Here is a 15,408-nt window from a genome sequence, read left to right on the forward strand (position 1 = left end):
GTGTTTTGATTACCTAATAGGTGAGAAGACCATAGAACCGGCTAGAAAAGCTATAAGGGCCTCAGCCGCCGCCCTGTTACTTGCTAGAAGGCCTGTTATAAGTGTTAATGGCAACACAGCAGCACTGGTTCCAGAGGATCTAGTTAGGCTTTCGAAAGAGTTGGGAGCACCCCTAGAGGTGAATTTATTCCACAGGACTAGGGAGAGGGCTGAGAAGATAGCTAGAGAGCTCCTCGAGCTGGGGGCTGAGAGGGTTCTAGGTGTTGATGATGTTGTCGAGGGTATACCGTGGCTTAGTAGTGAGAGGAGGTGGGTGAGTAGGGAGGGGATCTTAGTAGCGGATGTTGTATTTGTAGCGCTCGAGGATGGCGATAGGACTGAGGCTCTCAAGAAGATGGGTAAGAAGGTTATTGCTGTAGATCTGAACCCCTTATCGAGAACGGCTAGGGCTGCGGATATAACTATAGTGGATAACATCGTGAGAGCAATGCCCCTGCTAATTGAGGAGATCAGAAGACTTAGAGGTAGGAGGAGGGAGGAGCTCGAGGATATATTGAGGAGCTATAACAATGGAGAGGTATTAGCGGAGGTTCTACAGCATATAAAGAAAAGGTTGGATGAGATATCTAAGGAGATATTTCCAGAGCTATAGCACGAGCCAAAGTCCTCTAAATCCCTCGTAAACATTTTAGGGTTTTATAGCTGCGGGCCTCGTTCTCTAGATTGGATGATGTCGGCTGGCGCCAGCGATCTATGATTAATAGCTTTATACAAGGGATTGATGATTAGGATCTTTATCTATTGAGCAAATCCGCTATAGAATTAAATAGGCGGGATCCGATCTCTTGTTTTTCCTCTCTGGAGGTGTTTATAAGCCATTTCTAGTCCGTTGATTTTTCATTGTAACTGAAGGGCTCTATAATCTAATATAGAGATGAGATCATCATAGCTAATACTATGGTTTGTGGCTTATAGAGGTTAGGAGGATCTTCTATGGAGTTGTGAGTCGATCTCTGATCTTATCTCTTTTTGGAGTCTCCTTATCTCTTCAAGCTTGTCCCTAACCTTCTCGATCCATTCCTTGCTGCACTCAATACCTCTGTGGGTGAAGAATGCTACTGCCTCGCTCCTACTTCTGAAGACCCCTCCCTCTACTAGGCTATCTATTATCCTGAGATCTTCATCGCTTATCCTAACAGAGAGAACAGTGGTTGAGACCTTTCCCACAGCTTGTTCAAGAGCCTCTAGACTCTCCTCGATCACTTTAGCTACCGTCTTCCCTATATTCTCGAACACCCTAATCGGTATTATACTCTCGAATCCATATCTAGTCCTGATCCTATCTGCGAGATCCATGATCCTATCTCTAAGGCTATAGGCCCTCTTCTCAATATAGTCTTCAAGCTCTTTAAAGGACTTCTCAACATCTCCCCCTCCGCCACTCGCCTCCCTAGCCTTCCTCAGCTCCTCAGCAAGCTCGTTGAGAACCCCTCTAAACCCCCTCACAAGATCCCTGAGCTCTCTCATAGCCCATCTAAACGGTCTATACTCCCCAGACTCAATTCTCTTCTCAAGCTCCTCCACCCTATCCTCGATCTTCTTAAATGCCTCATCAACACGCCTCTTAAAACCCTCAACATCAAAGCCACTCACAACACCACCCACCAATATGTAGTAAAAAAGACTTATATGTATTACTACATGTAATCCTAGTTACATATAATTCGTAGTGCTTAATAGCTCTCTAGGCAATTAAGGCTAGGCGATCTAGAAATGCTCCCATTCCCACAACCACTAGGCGAGGTCGAGGTCATCGAGTTCGAAGCAGAGGAGTTCCCATGGATAACAATTAAGCTTAAAGACGGTACTATATTGAGGTTCAAAGTAATTGTCACAGGGGTTATGAAGGTTGGACATGATCCAAATACGGGTATACCCATATACTCTATTCAAACACAGGGAGTGATCCAGCTGGTTAAGATTCCAAAAGAGCTTATAAAGAAGCCAGGACAGCCGAGAAGCCCAGGTCCAACAACTTAACTGTAGTTATTTAGTAACATATGACCCCCTCCCCGCCTTAAAAGGCGAGGTTTGCCAACTATTTTATCAAAGTCTTTTTAGAGCTCAGAATATCATGGATATTTGAAGAGCAGTATCTAGGCATGAGAAACCTATCGGTGTTTTCCTTTTTAGAGCTGGGAGGAGGTCAGCATTATAAGCTTTCTAGAGTATATATTCGGGTTGATATATATGGGCGAGAGTAGTGAGGCTAAGCCGGGCGGTAGGGTTAGAGTTGCGATAGCTACCATGGATGGGGCTACTATTGCTTCTGGTCATTTTGCCCATAGCACTCACTTCATGATCATAGATCTAGAGGGTGGGAGGGCGAATCCTGTAGAGGTTAGGGAGAATCCTCTTGGCTATGTCCCCGATACCGATTTAGAGTATCAGGAGGAGCATGGTGGGGGCGAGTCTATCCACCCGGTATTCCATAGATACCATAGATATCTACATCTCCACGGTGTGGAGAAATATAGAACTCTTAGAGAAGAGGTGTTGAGGGACGTTGATCTAATAATAGCTGGGGGCGCTTGTAGAACAAGCATTGAGTACTTCACCTCGGAAGGGGTTAAATTCGTCTTTGCAGATCCTGGGGAGCCTATTAAGGAGATAGTTGAGTTCATATCAACGGTTGAGTATAGCAATATACCTAGAATAGCCAGGCTCCAGAAGAGGGAGGAGTAGATCTTAAACCCCTGATCTAGAATATCTATTTTTTTAGATGTAGAATATATATCACATCTATCCTTAAGGAGCTTAGGTGATCAGGATTAGATATGTTGGAATGCCCATCAAAACGTTCGAGGGTCTGAGGTTTGTAAGGGGTGCTGGTAGATATGTATGCGATATCAAGCTCCCAAATATGGCGTATCTAAAGATCCTGAGATCCCCATATCCTCGAGCGATTATACGGAATATAGAGGTTATAGGTAGAAAGCCTCTCCTAATGATAACGTGGAGGGATATCAATGAGAAGCTCAGGCTTAGGGTGGAGCCGGAGATCGCTGGCTATGCTAAGCTAGCCCCAATGCCCATACTAGCTAGGGGTGTTGCTAACTTTGTTGGTCAGCCCGTTGCAGCTATAGTTGCTGAGGATCCCTATGAGGCTGAGGATCTCGCTGAGAATATCTATATCGAGTACGAGCCTCTAGAATCAGTGTCAGATCCTGAAAAAGCTATGGAGCCTGGAGCACCTCAGATCCATGAGGGGATTGAAAGGAATCTCTGTATAGATAGGAGATTCGTGGGAGGGGATTTAGGAGCCTTTAGAGAGGCTGATATAGCTGTTGATGTGGAGATAGATATGGAGAGGGTTGTTGCAAACCCTATAGAGCCTAAGGCTGCTATAGCAATCTATGAGGGTGGTAACCTTACTCTCTATGCAACAACACAGAATCCCTTTAGAGTTAGGGATGATCTGAGCGAGATACTCAAGATCCCCAGGGATAGGGTGAGAGTGATATCACCAGATGTTGGGGGTGGCTTCGGCGTTAAGGTACCGCTACACGCTGAATATGTTATAGCAGCATATGCCTCTATAGCTCTTAAAAGGCCTGTTAAATGGGTTGAGACTAGGAGAGAGCATCTCGTAGCCCCTTATCAGGGGAGGGGTGTTAGGGCTCGTGTGAAGGGTTTCTTCAAGAAGAACGGTAGGATCCTCGGGATCTCTGGCAGGGTTATAGTGGATCTAGGTGCATATAACTTCTCCATAAACCAGAACATAGCTGTGAACATCGTTAGATGGGTTACAGGGCCATATGATGTGAAGGCCGTCGACATAGATCTCAAAGCGGTTTTTACAAACAAGACTCCGTTCAATGCATATAGAGGCGCTGGGAGGCCAGAGGCTGCCCTTATATATGAGAGGGTGATGGATGCAGCTGCGGACGAGCTTGGAATCGATAGGGGGGATATAAGGGCTATCAACATGATCAGAGGATCTGGCGAGTATAGGAATCCCCTGGGTGTTGCGATCGATGTGGCTAACTATGTTGAGACATATATGAGGGCCTATAAGATCTACAGGGATCTGAGGGAGAGGCTGGGCAGCATATGTCCTAGGGGGATGATCTGTGGTGTGGGTATATCGAGCTACATAGAGTTTAACAGAGCATCGCCAGGTGAGAGGGCTAGGATCAGGGTTGGCGATGGATATATAGAGATAGCCGTAGGAACCCACTCACATGGGCAGGGACATGCGACCGTATATGCTCAGATCGCTGCGGACGAGCTAGGGATCCCGATAGAGAGGGTGAGGATAACATATGGAGACACCTCAAGCCTCGAAGGTGGTGAGGGTACCTCGGGTAGTAGGAGTATCGTGGCTGGCGGTGCAGCTGTTATCAAGGCATGTAGAGCTCTGCTGGAGAGGATATCCAGCATGGGCTACACCATAGAAGAGGCTTTGAAGAGGCTGAGGGGGCTAGAGATAGAGGTGTTTGCAGAGGCTGGCAATATATTTTCATTCGGATCCCACGTAGCTGTGGTAGCAGTAGATCCCGAGGTTGGTAGTGCGAGGGTTATCAAATACGTAGCCGTGGATGATGTTGGGAGAGCAATAAATCCTGCGATCATTGAGGGCCAGATTATTGGAGGCGTTATCCAAGGGGCTGGACAGGTTCTTTGGGAGGCTGCTAGATATGATGAAAAGGGGTATCCCCTCTTCTCAACAATAGTAGATACAGGGGTTCCAACAGCTGTTGAGGCATTTGAAGTCGACTCCATATTTGTTGAGAACCCCTCTAGATACCCTCATGGTGCAAGGGGTGTTGGCGAGGCCGGGGCTATAGGGGCTCCACCTGCTATAATATCTGCTATTGAAGACGCTATAAAGCGAAGGGTTAGGAAGATCCCGGTATATCCCGAGGATCTCCTGAGGATATTGCGTGAAGCCCCTAGGATCAGATCTTGAGGATCTTTCTATAGCCTCTCATATAGTAGATAAGGGGCTCAGAATCTATGAGTATTTCTGCATCAACCACCTCACCTATGAATAGCGTGTGATCAGCTATATCGCTCTCCCCAACAACCCTCGCCTCTATATATGCCAGTGAGCCGTCTATAGCGGGTAGCCCAAGAGATCTAGTTCTATACCATCTAAGATTCTCAAACCTCTTGTTGGGAGGCTCCTCCGCGAATCTCCTAGCTATAACCTCTTGATCATGTTTTAATATGTTAACGGCATACGCACCCGTCTCCTTGATAGCCTTATACCCTGTTGATCCTGTCGTTATGAAGATCCCCACCAGAGGGGGTTTGATCGATATTGATGTGAAGGAATTAACTGTGAGGCCGTGGGGTTTATCAGCTATATAAGATGTAACCACAGTCACCCCAGTGGGGTATCTCCTCATAACATCTCTAAACCTATCTTCTATAGACAATCGGGGCACTCCAGAGATCCTTGAGATTCATAGCTAATATTGCCTATATCAAAAATATTAGATCTATTTCCACAGCATCTTAGCTATTTAATGAGTCTCTCCACATCACGCATGAATATCCTTAGCCCCCTCAACAGGTTGGCCATATCAGATGATAGGGATATCATGTTATATCCCATCTTGATAGCTCTAGCAGCCTCCTCAGGGGTGTAGGCCATTATACCTCTAATAGGTTTTGCCCTAGCAACCCTCGCTATCTTCTCAAGAGCCCCAACTAATATAGGGCTATCCCTCTCTCCAAAGACTCCTAGGGATGCTGAGAGGTCGCTGGGCCCTACGAAGATCCCTGTGAGTGTCTTTACCTCTAATATCTTCTCTAGATTCTCTACAGCGCTTGAGGTCTCTATCTGTACTAGCACTATTAGATCCTCTAGATATCTTTTATAATACTCCGTGCTGGGGATAGATCCGTACATGGTGGCCCTTCTAGGCCCAACACCCCTTATCCCCTTAGGAGGGTATATCACAGCCCTCTCGACTGCTAGCGCTTCCTCATATGTGCTAACCCAAGGTACTAGGATACCATGGGCTCCTACATCTAGAACCCTCTTAATATGCACAGGATCATTCCAGGGAACCCTTACAATACCAGCAACACCGCTCCCCTTAAGCCCCATGAGCAGGAGCTCAACGTCATATATATCTAGGGGTGCATGCTCCATATCAATAACAACCCAGTCTATTGGTAGCGTTGATATAGCCTCTGGAACCTCAGGGCTATTAATTGTGATCCACGTTCCGAAAAGCACCTCTCCCTTCAAAGCCTTCTCAACAAGTCTATTCATGCAAAGCACCATGAAACAATAGACTTTGGTATAATATAAAAATATTAGTATTATTTCAATAGCTAGCTATTATACCTCTTCACCTAAATCTTGATAGATCTAGCTTTGCTTCTTCTCCACCTTCTTAACCCCTGAGAGCTCCTCTACCAGCTCAAGTGTTGCGAAATAATCTAGCTCTCCCCTCCCACTTTTATCAAGAGCTTCGAAGACCTGCCTTACAAGGGATGTTAGGGGCATGAAAACCCCTAGCTCCTTCCCAACCTCTAACGCATAGTCTAGGTCTTTGATCATCTGTTTCACGGTGAAAGCCGGTTTTGAGAAGTCCTTCTCTAGAAGGGTCTTCAACTTATATCCAATCTGTGGCGATGCAACCACGCTGCTCCCCAGAGCATCTATAAGGGTTCTCCAATCTATACCAGCCTTCTCACCTATTGCAAGTGCCTCTGCAACTATTACGGGTGTTGTAGCGACTATTATATTTATTAGGAGCTTGAGATATCTAGCCTCCTCACCAGGGCCGACATAGGAGATCTTGTTTCCGAGAACCCTGAGCACGGGGAGGGCGTTTTCATATGCCCTCCTATCCCCTGAGACATATATCGTCAGCTCCCCCCTTTCCGCGAATAGAGTGCTACCACTTATAGGAGATCTAAGGTAGTAGATACCCCTCCTAGACGCTTCCTCAGCCACCTTTCTAGACGCCATCGGGGTCACGGTGCTCATCTCTATTATGGTGGTTCCCGGCTCCATATTCTTTAGAATCCCTTTCTCACCTAGATATGTCTCTATAAGCTCCTTATCGCCTGGGATAGAGGATATGACAGCATCAACACCTATGCCGAGCTCCTCATTAGATCCTACTACAATTGCTCCCAACCTAGACATCTCCTCAGCCTTAGCCTTCTCTGTGGTGAATACCTTCAGCTTATACCCACCAACCTGTATTAACCTCTTCGCCATAGGCATACCCATTTTCCCAAGACCCCTAAAACCTATGACCCTTATCTCCCTCACCAACGTGTAAAGCCCCACAAGTTGTAATAGTCTAGGGCTTAAATACCAAGTAGAGTAGATCTTTTACAGTTGAACCACTCTTCTTAGAGCAGGCATGATTAGCGTTAAAGGCTTCTTTATCTATTGGTCTGTGTTTCACATTCAACCGGCTTCTAATTACCTAGACATAGTGACTCTTCATCGCGCCTACCCCTCAGAGGCTCCTCACCACAGGCGCACATCACCAGCACTCTAGAGGTTCAAAGCCCTGGATGCCCTGGATATTAAAAATACCGCTTTTATAGCCCAGTTAGCTTGTTCAGGATATCTAGTGACTCTCTCAGCATATCCTCCTTAGATCCGCCACCCACGATTTTCCCATGATCCATTATGTATATATATTCGCTAACCTCTAGCGCGAGGCTTATGTTCTGCTCCACCAGGAGGATAGATATCTTCTCCACCTCCTTTAGCCTCTTAATAGCTTCGAAGACCTCGAAAGCGATTTTAGGGGCTAATCCCTGGCTTGGCTCGTCCATCAATATGAGCTCCGGCTTCGTCATTATTGTTCTCGCTATTGCTAGCATCTGCTGCTCACCACCGCTTAGAGTTCCAGCCTTCTGATCTAGCCTTTCCTTCAACACAGGAAATAATGTGAACACAAGATCCAATGTGCTATTAATATGGTTCCTAGCCCTCTTAGTCTTTGCAGCGAGCATTAGGTTCTCCCTAACACTTAGATCTGGGAATAGCCTTCTACCCTCAGGCACTATATTTATACCCATCTCCACCTTCTTATGGGGAGGCGTTCTCGTTATATCGATACCACTATATTCTATCACCCCTCTCCAAGGCCTTATAAAGCCCATTATGGTGTTTAGAAGAGTCGTCTTCCCAGCACCGTTTGGCCCTAGCACCGAGGTGAATGAGCCTCTGGAGACCTCGAAGCTAACTCCCCAGAGGATCTGGGTTGCTCCATAGCCAGATTCTAGGTTAATAACCCTAAGTGACACGCCCAACACCCAGGTAGATCTCTCTAAGCCTCTCGCTTTTAAGAACATATTCAACAGGGCCCTCAAGCACGATCTCCCCTCTATAGAGCACTATAACCCTTACAGCTATCTTTGCAACTGCTCTTAGAACATGCTCAACTAGAGATATCGTTGATACCCCTTCCTCAGCCAATCCCCTAACGATCTTTGAGAGCCTATCAACCTCGCTTGGAGGCATCCCAGCCATTACCTCGTCCAAGAGCATGATCTTCGGCTTCATAGCGATCGCCCTTGCCAGCTCTAGCAACTTCTTCTCAGGGCCCGTTAACCTACCAGCGGGCTCGAATCTCTTATCATATAGCCCAACCATTTTTAGAACATCATCAGCTATCTCTAGGGCCTCGCCAACGCCTATCCTCCCCGCCATTGTACCGAATAGAGCTCCTATAGCAACGCTCTCCCTAACGCTGAGCCCTGGGAATGGTCTTGGGATCTGGAATGCCCTGCCAATACCGATCCTCGCCCTCTTATATGGGGGGTAATCCGTTATATCAGCTCCCTCGAAGATCACAGATCCCTCCTCCGGCTTATAGACACCGCTTATCACATTGAAAAGGGTTGTCTTACCGCTTCCGTTAGGCCCTATAATAGCTAGGAGCTCCCCCCTATCTACTTTGAGGGATATGTTTCTCAGCGCCATTAGCCCTCCGAATCTTTTGCTCACATTTCTAAGCTCTAGGAGAGACAATCTATCACCTCAGAAGCTCCCTCAATGCATAGTTTCTGATATAGCCCCTAATATGCCCTAACAAGCCGTATGGAAATGCCACGGCAACTATGATCAGTATTGCTGAGAATACAAGTAGCTGGAACCCCGGTATTAGAACTCCTAGGTAGTACTTCGCTAATGTATAGATAGATCCTCCTATAATGGGTCCTAATAGGGTGCCCATGCCCCCCAGCACTACTATTATTATAGCCTCCACGGTATATGTTATGTTGAATGCCTCGGGTGGATATATTGCTACGATTTTAAGACCCCAAGCCGATCCTATGAGCCCGCCGAAGAGAGCGCTTATAGTAAATGCTATTATTTTATATGCCGTGGTATTTACACCCATAACCCTTGCGGCGGTCTCATCCTCTCTTAGAGCGGCTAATCCATAGCCTATCCTGCTGTTCTTGATGAGCCATGTGGTTATTGCAGCAGCTACAGCTGTGAATATTAGGAAGGTGTCTGCATAGATAGTTGTTACATAGCTGAAGCCCTCATCCCCAAAGAGGCTCCTGAGATCCCTAGCTATTATGAGGCCCTCCGACCCACCCCATATCTTGGCCCCCTCTATAAGGTATCTCAGCCCCTCGTTAACACCTATAGTTGCTATTGCAAAATACGCTCCTCTAAGCCTAAGAGCCACACCTCCTACAGCAGATGCTACAGCTGCGGCCATGAGGGATGCTAGTAGAGGCCCTAGCACTAGAGCTAACACTGGTTGGAGGCCTGCCTCTGCCGCGATTTTAACCGCAAGGCCTCCCCCATACATACCCAGTGCTAGAAAAGCTACGTATCCGAAATCCACATATCCGGTCATCCCCAGAAATATGTTGAAAGCCTGTCCAAGCGCTGTATAGAATATCAGTAGTGTAACGAACTGCCCATACTGTGGGAACGTCTCTCTAATAATCCATAGAAATATATAGAATATTAGAGAGACTATAACCTGGAGCACATGGATCCTCTGGAACCTCATCTCCTCATCAGCCCCTCAGGCTTTGCTAGAAGCAATATTATTAGGAGCATGAAGCCTAGGAATAGAGCTAGAGATCCAGGGCTTGGAGACCCCATCTGGCTAAATATATATGTAACACCCGACTCAACTAAGCCGAAGATAAGACCACCTATATATGCTCCCAAAGGCGATCCCAGGCCTCCTAGCACGGCTATCACGAATGCCTTTAAAGTATATGGCTGCCCCATATATGGATTGATACCTGTTGGATTATATAGGGTTAGAAGAACTCCTCCAAGCATGGTCATACCCAGGCCTATCCCAACACTTGTAGAATAGATCCTATGGACATCAATGCCACAGATATAGGCCCCCACAGGATCCTGAACCACAGCCCTTATCGATGTGCCAACACCTGTTTTGAAGAGGAATAGAAATATAGCTATAGCAGCTATAAGGCCTAGAACCGCACCTAATATCGATGTGACCTGTAGCCTTAGACCTAAATACGGTATTGCGCCTAGGTACCAGCTATATCCCCTATAATCGATACCCCAAAACTGTTTAGCAATCTCCTCCAGCATAACCCCTAAACCGAACATAGCCATAAGTGATGAGATCTCGGGCGCCCCTAAGAATCTCCTAACCATTATATAGAATATAGCCATGCCAAGCGCCAATCCCAAGGTGAATGCTACAGCTAGTGATACTAGGGGTACAAGCCCGTATAGCGTAAATAGCCAGTAAGCTATATATGCTCCCAACATTATGAAGGAGCCATGGCCAACATTAACGATCCTCATAACACCAAATATAAGGCTGAGACCTATGGTTGAGATCCCATATATAGATCCTAGTATAAGCCCGGCCGTTATATTGAAGAGAAGAGGCTCAAGATCCATTCAAACACCCCATATAGAAAAAACATCATTTGGAAAAATATTATCTATGAATATGTCGCCAGCTTGCCTGCTCTTTTCTCATCCCATGTTGGTATTGGGTAGTATAGCTTGGCTATCGCCACGCTCTGGGGCCATACTACTACGAATTTACCTCCCTGCCACTGGCCGAGAACCATTTCGTGTGCTAATTGCTTGCCTGTAGCTGGATCTATTTTGAATAGCCCGAAGAAGGTCATTAGATATAGCTTGTTAAAGGCCTCCCTAACAGCAGATGGATCAAGACTCTGAGCGACCTCAATAGCCTTGACTAGGAGCAGTACTGCTGCTGCAGCCGACCCTGTGTGGTAACTTGGGAGTATGTTGGGGTTGCCTGTTACATTTACGAAGTACTTCATGAAAACATCTGTTGTGGGGCCGAACCACTCTACACCCATGTTCTTGGCTAGGTCGGGGTTATAGTTGACCGTTGGCTCCCACTGGGAGGGGCATAGTATGCCCTCTGCTAGTGTTTTTAGGTTGTTGTAATAGTCCTGTAGACATGGGGCTACATTAATGGCTATGAGCTTAAAGTTCACATTAGCGTCTGCTAGTTGTTTAGTTAGGAGTAAGCCGTCTGGATAGTGAGCGCTTACAATAAGCGCGTCTGCACCACTTCTGGCGAGATCTGTTATATATGGTGTGAAATCGTTGATCGTTGGTGGATACACCTTTTGATATACAATCGTGTAGCCAAGCTCCTGGGCCTTCCTAACAGCCCCCTCACCAGCGGCTCTATTGAACTCGTCATCTTTATACATTATAGCCACTTTAGTAGCCTTAGGATCTATCTGTTTCAATGCGTAGAGAGCCGTCCATAGATACATCGAGGCAGGTGTCCACACCGTTACTACATATTTATACCCTTGCGCGTTGATCTCATCACCAGCACCTCCCCAGTTAACTAGGAGCATCTTATACTTCTCAGCTACTGGTGCTTGTGCAAATACCAGTGGTGATGAGTATGTTGATAGGAGGAAGTTCACCTTGTCAACTGTTATGAGTCTCTCTGTATATGCTATTGTGTTCTCCTTCTTAGACTCATCATCGTAGTATTTCAGCTCAAGCGGTATAGCCTTGCCATATAGATGCACCCCTCCATACACCTCATTAACCCATTTGATAGCAGCTAGAACACCCCAGAAACCCCTTCTGCCAGCATCAGCCTGGCTACCGGATAGGGGTACAGCCATTCCAAGAACTATCTTATCTGGAAGCTGTATAGGGGGAGTAGGAGTTGGTGTTGGAGTAGTCACAATCTGTACAGGGGCTGTTATTGTTTGTAGTACTGTCTGTGTTACTGTAACCCTCTGGGGGGCTGTCACTGTGAGGATCTGTGTTACTGCTTGTGGTGCAACAGATCTCCCAACCTGTATCCCACCGAAGAATGAGGCTATAGCAACTAAAACCACAACAACAGCTGTTATAACAATTAACCTAGAAACACCCCTGACCATACAAACACCAAACAAAAATAAACAAAAAAGCTAATAAACATTTAGCATACAATTGGTTCTAAAACTATATAGTTACATTAAATATATGCCTTCAATGTTAATTGATATATGTTAGTATAGATCTATATTTAACAAGCTTAGACTTGTATTAGAATAATGGAACAGCGCTCTTAAATAGTAAAGCTAGAAGAATTAAAGGTTAGAAATCTAGGGCCTTCCGATTTCTTTTTCCACAAAGAGATAAGAATAAGGTTTTTCGATCTATCGAGAATATAAGAAAATCTATTTAGTTTAAAAGAAGTTATATAAATTTATACTATTTATTCCAAAATCTATGTAGGGTGTCTGAAGATCGATTTTAAAAATACCTTTAGATTGTGACCAGATTTGTTCCGTCTATCTCCTTTTATAACTGAGCTTATAGCCTTTGCCTCTTTTCTATCTAACAGGTTTTCAATGCTTTTCGCGATTTCATATCCTTTTTGTGTAAGCTTTAATGTCTCGGTATTATTAGTTTTTATTATTTCAATCATTTTAAGAGATTCTAGGGCCTCTATATCATATTCAACATCCTTTGAATAGATATTTCCATTCTCACTATAGAATTTATAGCCTTCACAGCAAGTCCTTGCCTTGTAAGCCCTTGAAGCTGCCTCATATATTGTGCTAAGTTCTACGGATCCTCCCATTATATAGATCATATATAGGATCTTCAGGGAATCTGGGAGTTTCATGTTCATCTAACTCTCTCGAATATCTATAAATAAATAGTATATATCATAGTATGTCACATGCTACAGATGTTTAAATACTAGGTATTACGTTAATCATGTGGGTTATAAGCGTAACCATATTATATGATCTTCCTTCATGAATTTTTAGAAATCACTAGGCGATCTGCGGAGGCTTTCTAAATAACCTAGGATAGTGCTTTCAGTTGTAAAACTCTTGACTGATAATAGCTGTGAAAAGCTTGTTAAGCTATTGCTTCTGGACCCTAAATTTTCCCAGCAGATCTTGTGCTTAAAATAGATAATATATGGTTAAACAAAGCTTCATCATCTCCCTTTGCATTTGGTTCTAGCCGATTATCACGGCTCATAGGATCTTGGTAGTCCGAGTATGTTATGTCCTACATATGCTAAGACTAGGTTTTGATTTACTGGTGCTACCTTGTATAGCCTTATTTCTCTTAGCTTCCTCTCAATCCCGGTCTCCCACGCATATCCATAGCCTCCGAATGTGTCCATGGCAACGTTAGCTGCTTTCCAGGCAACCTCTGTTGAGATGTATTTAGCTGCGTTTGAATATAATCCTATAGACTTGTCCTCAGCACCCTCGTCTATAAGTCTAGCAGCTTTATGTGTTATCTCGTCTGCAGCTAGAAGCTCTATATATGTTGATGCTATTGGGAATTGAACCCCTTGATAGCTTCCAATGGGTTTTCCAAAGACTATTCTTTTAGATGCGTATTCAACGCTTCTCTTTATAAGGTATCTAGTGCTACCCACAAGATCTGCTGAGATCACTACTCTCTCGGAATTAAGTGCTCCTAAGAGGTATCTGAAGCCCTTACCCTCTTCACCTATGAGGTTCTCTGCTGGAACCTCTAGATCCCTTATATATAGCTCATATACAGGTCCTAGCGCCATTACCTTTATCTTCTTGGCCTCGATCCCTGTAGATTCTCTGAGATCTACTAGGAAGAGGCTTATACCATCATATCTCCTCTCAGGGTTATAGGGTCTTGTTCTAGCTACTAGGAACATGAGATCAGACTCCTTAAACCTCGATATAAAGATCTTATGGCCATTAATGATATATTTATCACCCTCCCTCCTGGCGAAAGTGGATATCCTCGCAGTATCAGACCCAGCCTCTGGCTCTGTTACAGCGAATGCGAGGAATCTCAGCTCACCCCTAGCTATCCTCGGCAGATATTTCTCCTTAATATTTTTAGAAGCATATCTAACCAGGATATTCATCGGATAGTAAACAGCTCTAACATGATAAGCAGTACCACCCATAGCGCTTATCTCCTCAATAACAAGGGTGACCTCTTGGAGACCATATCCAGCACCACCATACTCCTCAGGGATCATAAGCCCAGCATATCCAAGCTCTAAATATTCCCTTACAAACTCCTCGGGAAACCTCTCATAAGCATCAACATCTAGCCAGTATTTCTCCCCATATTTCTCCATAAGAGCTCTAACATTGTTTATCAACAACTTCTGATGATCCTTTAGCTCTCTTTGATGATAATCCAAGTAAGATTCGAGGCTCATATTATAACACCAACTCCCCCATAGATCGTTACTTCCAACATATAAAAGGTTTGGAGACCCGATTTTCCCCTTAAGCCCTTCACAAAATTTTAAGCACCTCGCTATACTTTATTCACGGATCTCAGGAACCTCTGATTATTAGCATTAGTAGAATAGATTTTAACAGGTGTTTCTACCCTCCAGGATCTATCTTATTGTTTTTAAACCATACTTGGGCTCTGAGTATATTTAATTAGTATCAGGGCTTTAATGATCTTTTGTATCTATCTCCTTTACTCTGGAAGCAGGGTTTTCAATGTATGGGGAGTATATTAGGTTTGCTGGAATGATTTGAGGTGTAAGGGTGTTGGAGACGGGTCAGAAGGAGGTTATAGAGCTTCTGATAAGCGAGATCCCGGATAAAACGCCTATTCGAAGGGAGATTGGGGGTTTAAGGGGTGTTTTGATTGTGAGGATCGGGGATGAGGTCTATGCTGCTGATGATGAGTGCCCCCATGAGGGGTGTTTTCTAAGCGATGGCTATCTAGATCCTGAGGATAGAACTATAACCTGTACATGTCATTGGTCCACCTTCAGGCTAAGTGATGGAGCATCTCTAACCCCTGATGTCACTACAAAGCCTATGAAGCTATATAGGGTTGAGAGGAGGGGAGATAGGGTTGTGGTTATAATTGATTAGAGGGCTCAAAGCAATATAGCCTCACTCCAACTGTTTTCTGGG

General features: G+C 45.0%; 16 protein-coding genes. 5 read left to right on the forward strand and 11 right to left on the reverse strand.

The window, feature by feature from the left end; translation table 11 throughout:
- Positions 1 to 652, forward strand: a 652-nt coding sequence (locus QXE01_07885; protein ID MEM4971153.1) for a phosphopantothenate/pantothenate synthetase, incomplete at its 5' end; no start/stop codon positions are given.
- A gap of 326 nt (positions 653 to 978) precedes the next feature.
- On the opposite strand, the gene QXE01_07890 is transcribed toward QXE01_07885, so the two are convergent.
- The gene (locus tag QXE01_07890; protein MEM4971154.1) at positions 979 to 1,653 is read right to left on the reverse strand and encodes a hypothetical protein; all 675 of its coding nucleotides are present in this window, start codon (positions 1,651 to 1,653) and stop codon (positions 979 to 981) included.
- 120 nt (positions 1,654 to 1,773) lie between these two features.
- Here QXE01_07890 and QXE01_07895 point away from each other — a divergent pair, with 120 nt between their 5' ends.
- From QXE01_07895 to QXE01_07905, 3 genes are all read left to right on the forward strand, one after another.
- Positions 1,774 to 2,040, forward strand: a complete 267-nt coding sequence (locus tag QXE01_07895; protein ID MEM4971155.1) for a hypothetical protein — start codon at positions 1,774 to 1,776, stop codon at positions 2,038 to 2,040.
- 210 nt (positions 2,041 to 2,250) lie between these two features.
- Positions 2,251 to 2,745: a NifB/NifX family molybdenum-iron cluster-binding protein gene (locus QXE01_07900; protein ID MEM4971156.1), complete on the forward strand. Its 495-nt coding sequence runs from the start codon at positions 2,251 to 2,253 to the stop codon at positions 2,743 to 2,745.
- Between the two features lie 76 nt (positions 2,746 to 2,821).
- The gene (locus tag QXE01_07905; protein ID MEM4971157.1) at positions 2,822 to 4,972 is read left to right on the forward strand and encodes a xanthine dehydrogenase family protein molybdopterin-binding subunit; all 2,151 of its coding nucleotides are present in this window, start codon (positions 2,822 to 2,824) and stop codon (positions 4,970 to 4,972) included.
- Here the strand turns inward: QXE01_07905 and QXE01_07910 are convergent.
- The 10 genes from QXE01_07910 to QXE01_07955 form a co-directional block, all read right to left on the reverse strand.
- On the reverse strand, positions 4,962 to 5,444 hold the full coding sequence (locus QXE01_07910; GenBank protein MEM4971158.1) for a flavin reductase family protein: 483 nt from the start codon (positions 5,442 to 5,444) through the stop codon (positions 4,962 to 4,964). The genes QXE01_07905 and QXE01_07910 overlap by 11 nt on opposite strands.
- Positions 5,445 to 5,527: 83 nt before the next feature.
- Positions 5,528 to 6,289, reverse strand: a complete 762-nt coding sequence (locus tag QXE01_07915; protein MEM4971159.1) for an aldolase/citrate lyase family protein — start codon at positions 6,287 to 6,289, stop codon at positions 5,528 to 5,530.
- Positions 6,290 to 6,388: 99 nt separating this feature from the next.
- Positions 6,389 to 7,303 (reverse strand): NAD(P)-dependent oxidoreductase, encoded by a 915-nt coding sequence (locus QXE01_07920; GenBank protein MEM4971160.1) that lies wholly within the window; start codon positions 7,301 to 7,303, stop codon positions 6,389 to 6,391.
- A gap of 278 nt (positions 7,304 to 7,581) precedes the next feature.
- Positions 7,582 to 8,295 (reverse strand): ABC transporter ATP-binding protein, encoded by a 714-nt coding sequence (locus tag QXE01_07925; GenBank protein MEM4971161.1) that lies wholly within the window; start codon positions 8,293 to 8,295, stop codon positions 7,582 to 7,584.
- On the reverse strand, positions 8,285 to 9,022 hold the full coding sequence (locus tag QXE01_07930; protein ID MEM4971162.1) for an ABC transporter ATP-binding protein: 738 nt from the start codon (positions 9,020 to 9,022) through the stop codon (positions 8,285 to 8,287). The genes QXE01_07925 and QXE01_07930 overlap by 11 nt, the downstream gene beginning before the upstream one ends.
- Before the next feature lie 4 nt (positions 9,023 to 9,026).
- On the reverse strand, positions 9,027 to 10,025 hold the full coding sequence (locus QXE01_07935) for a branched-chain amino acid ABC transporter permease (GenBank protein MEM4971163.1): 999 nt from the start codon (positions 10,023 to 10,025) through the stop codon (positions 9,027 to 9,029).
- The gene (locus QXE01_07940) at positions 10,022 to 10,906 is read right to left on the reverse strand and encodes a branched-chain amino acid ABC transporter permease (protein MEM4971164.1); all 885 of its coding nucleotides are present in this window, start codon (positions 10,904 to 10,906) and stop codon (positions 10,022 to 10,024) included. Before QXE01_07940 ends, QXE01_07935 begins: the two co-directional genes overlap by 4 nt.
- A gap of 44 nt (positions 10,907 to 10,950) precedes the next feature.
- Positions 10,951 to 12,399, reverse strand: a complete 1,449-nt coding sequence (locus QXE01_07945) for an amino acid ABC transporter substrate-binding protein (GenBank protein ID MEM4971165.1) — start codon at positions 12,397 to 12,399, stop codon at positions 10,951 to 10,953.
- 332 nt (positions 12,400 to 12,731) lie between these two features.
- Positions 12,732 to 13,133 (reverse strand): hypothetical protein, encoded by a 402-nt coding sequence (locus QXE01_07950; protein ID MEM4971166.1) that lies wholly within the window; start codon positions 13,131 to 13,133, stop codon positions 12,732 to 12,734.
- A gap of 357 nt (positions 13,134 to 13,490) precedes the next feature.
- Positions 13,491 to 14,687: an acyl-CoA dehydrogenase family protein gene (locus tag QXE01_07955; protein ID MEM4971167.1), complete on the reverse strand. Its 1,197-nt coding sequence runs from the start codon at positions 14,685 to 14,687 to the stop codon at positions 13,491 to 13,493.
- A 343-nt stretch (positions 14,688 to 15,030) separates the two neighbouring features.
- On the opposite strand from QXE01_07955, the gene QXE01_07960 reads away from it, so the two are divergent.
- Positions 15,031 to 15,366, forward strand: a complete 336-nt coding sequence (locus tag QXE01_07960) for a Rieske (2Fe-2S) protein (protein MEM4971168.1) — start codon at positions 15,031 to 15,033, stop codon at positions 15,364 to 15,366.
- The last annotated feature ends 42 nt before the right edge of the window (positions 15,367 to 15,408 follow it).

The sequence above is a fragment of the Sulfolobales archaeon genome, assembly GCA_038897115.1.
Lineage (GTDB): Archaea > Thermoproteota > Thermoprotei_A > Sulfolobales > AG1 > AG1.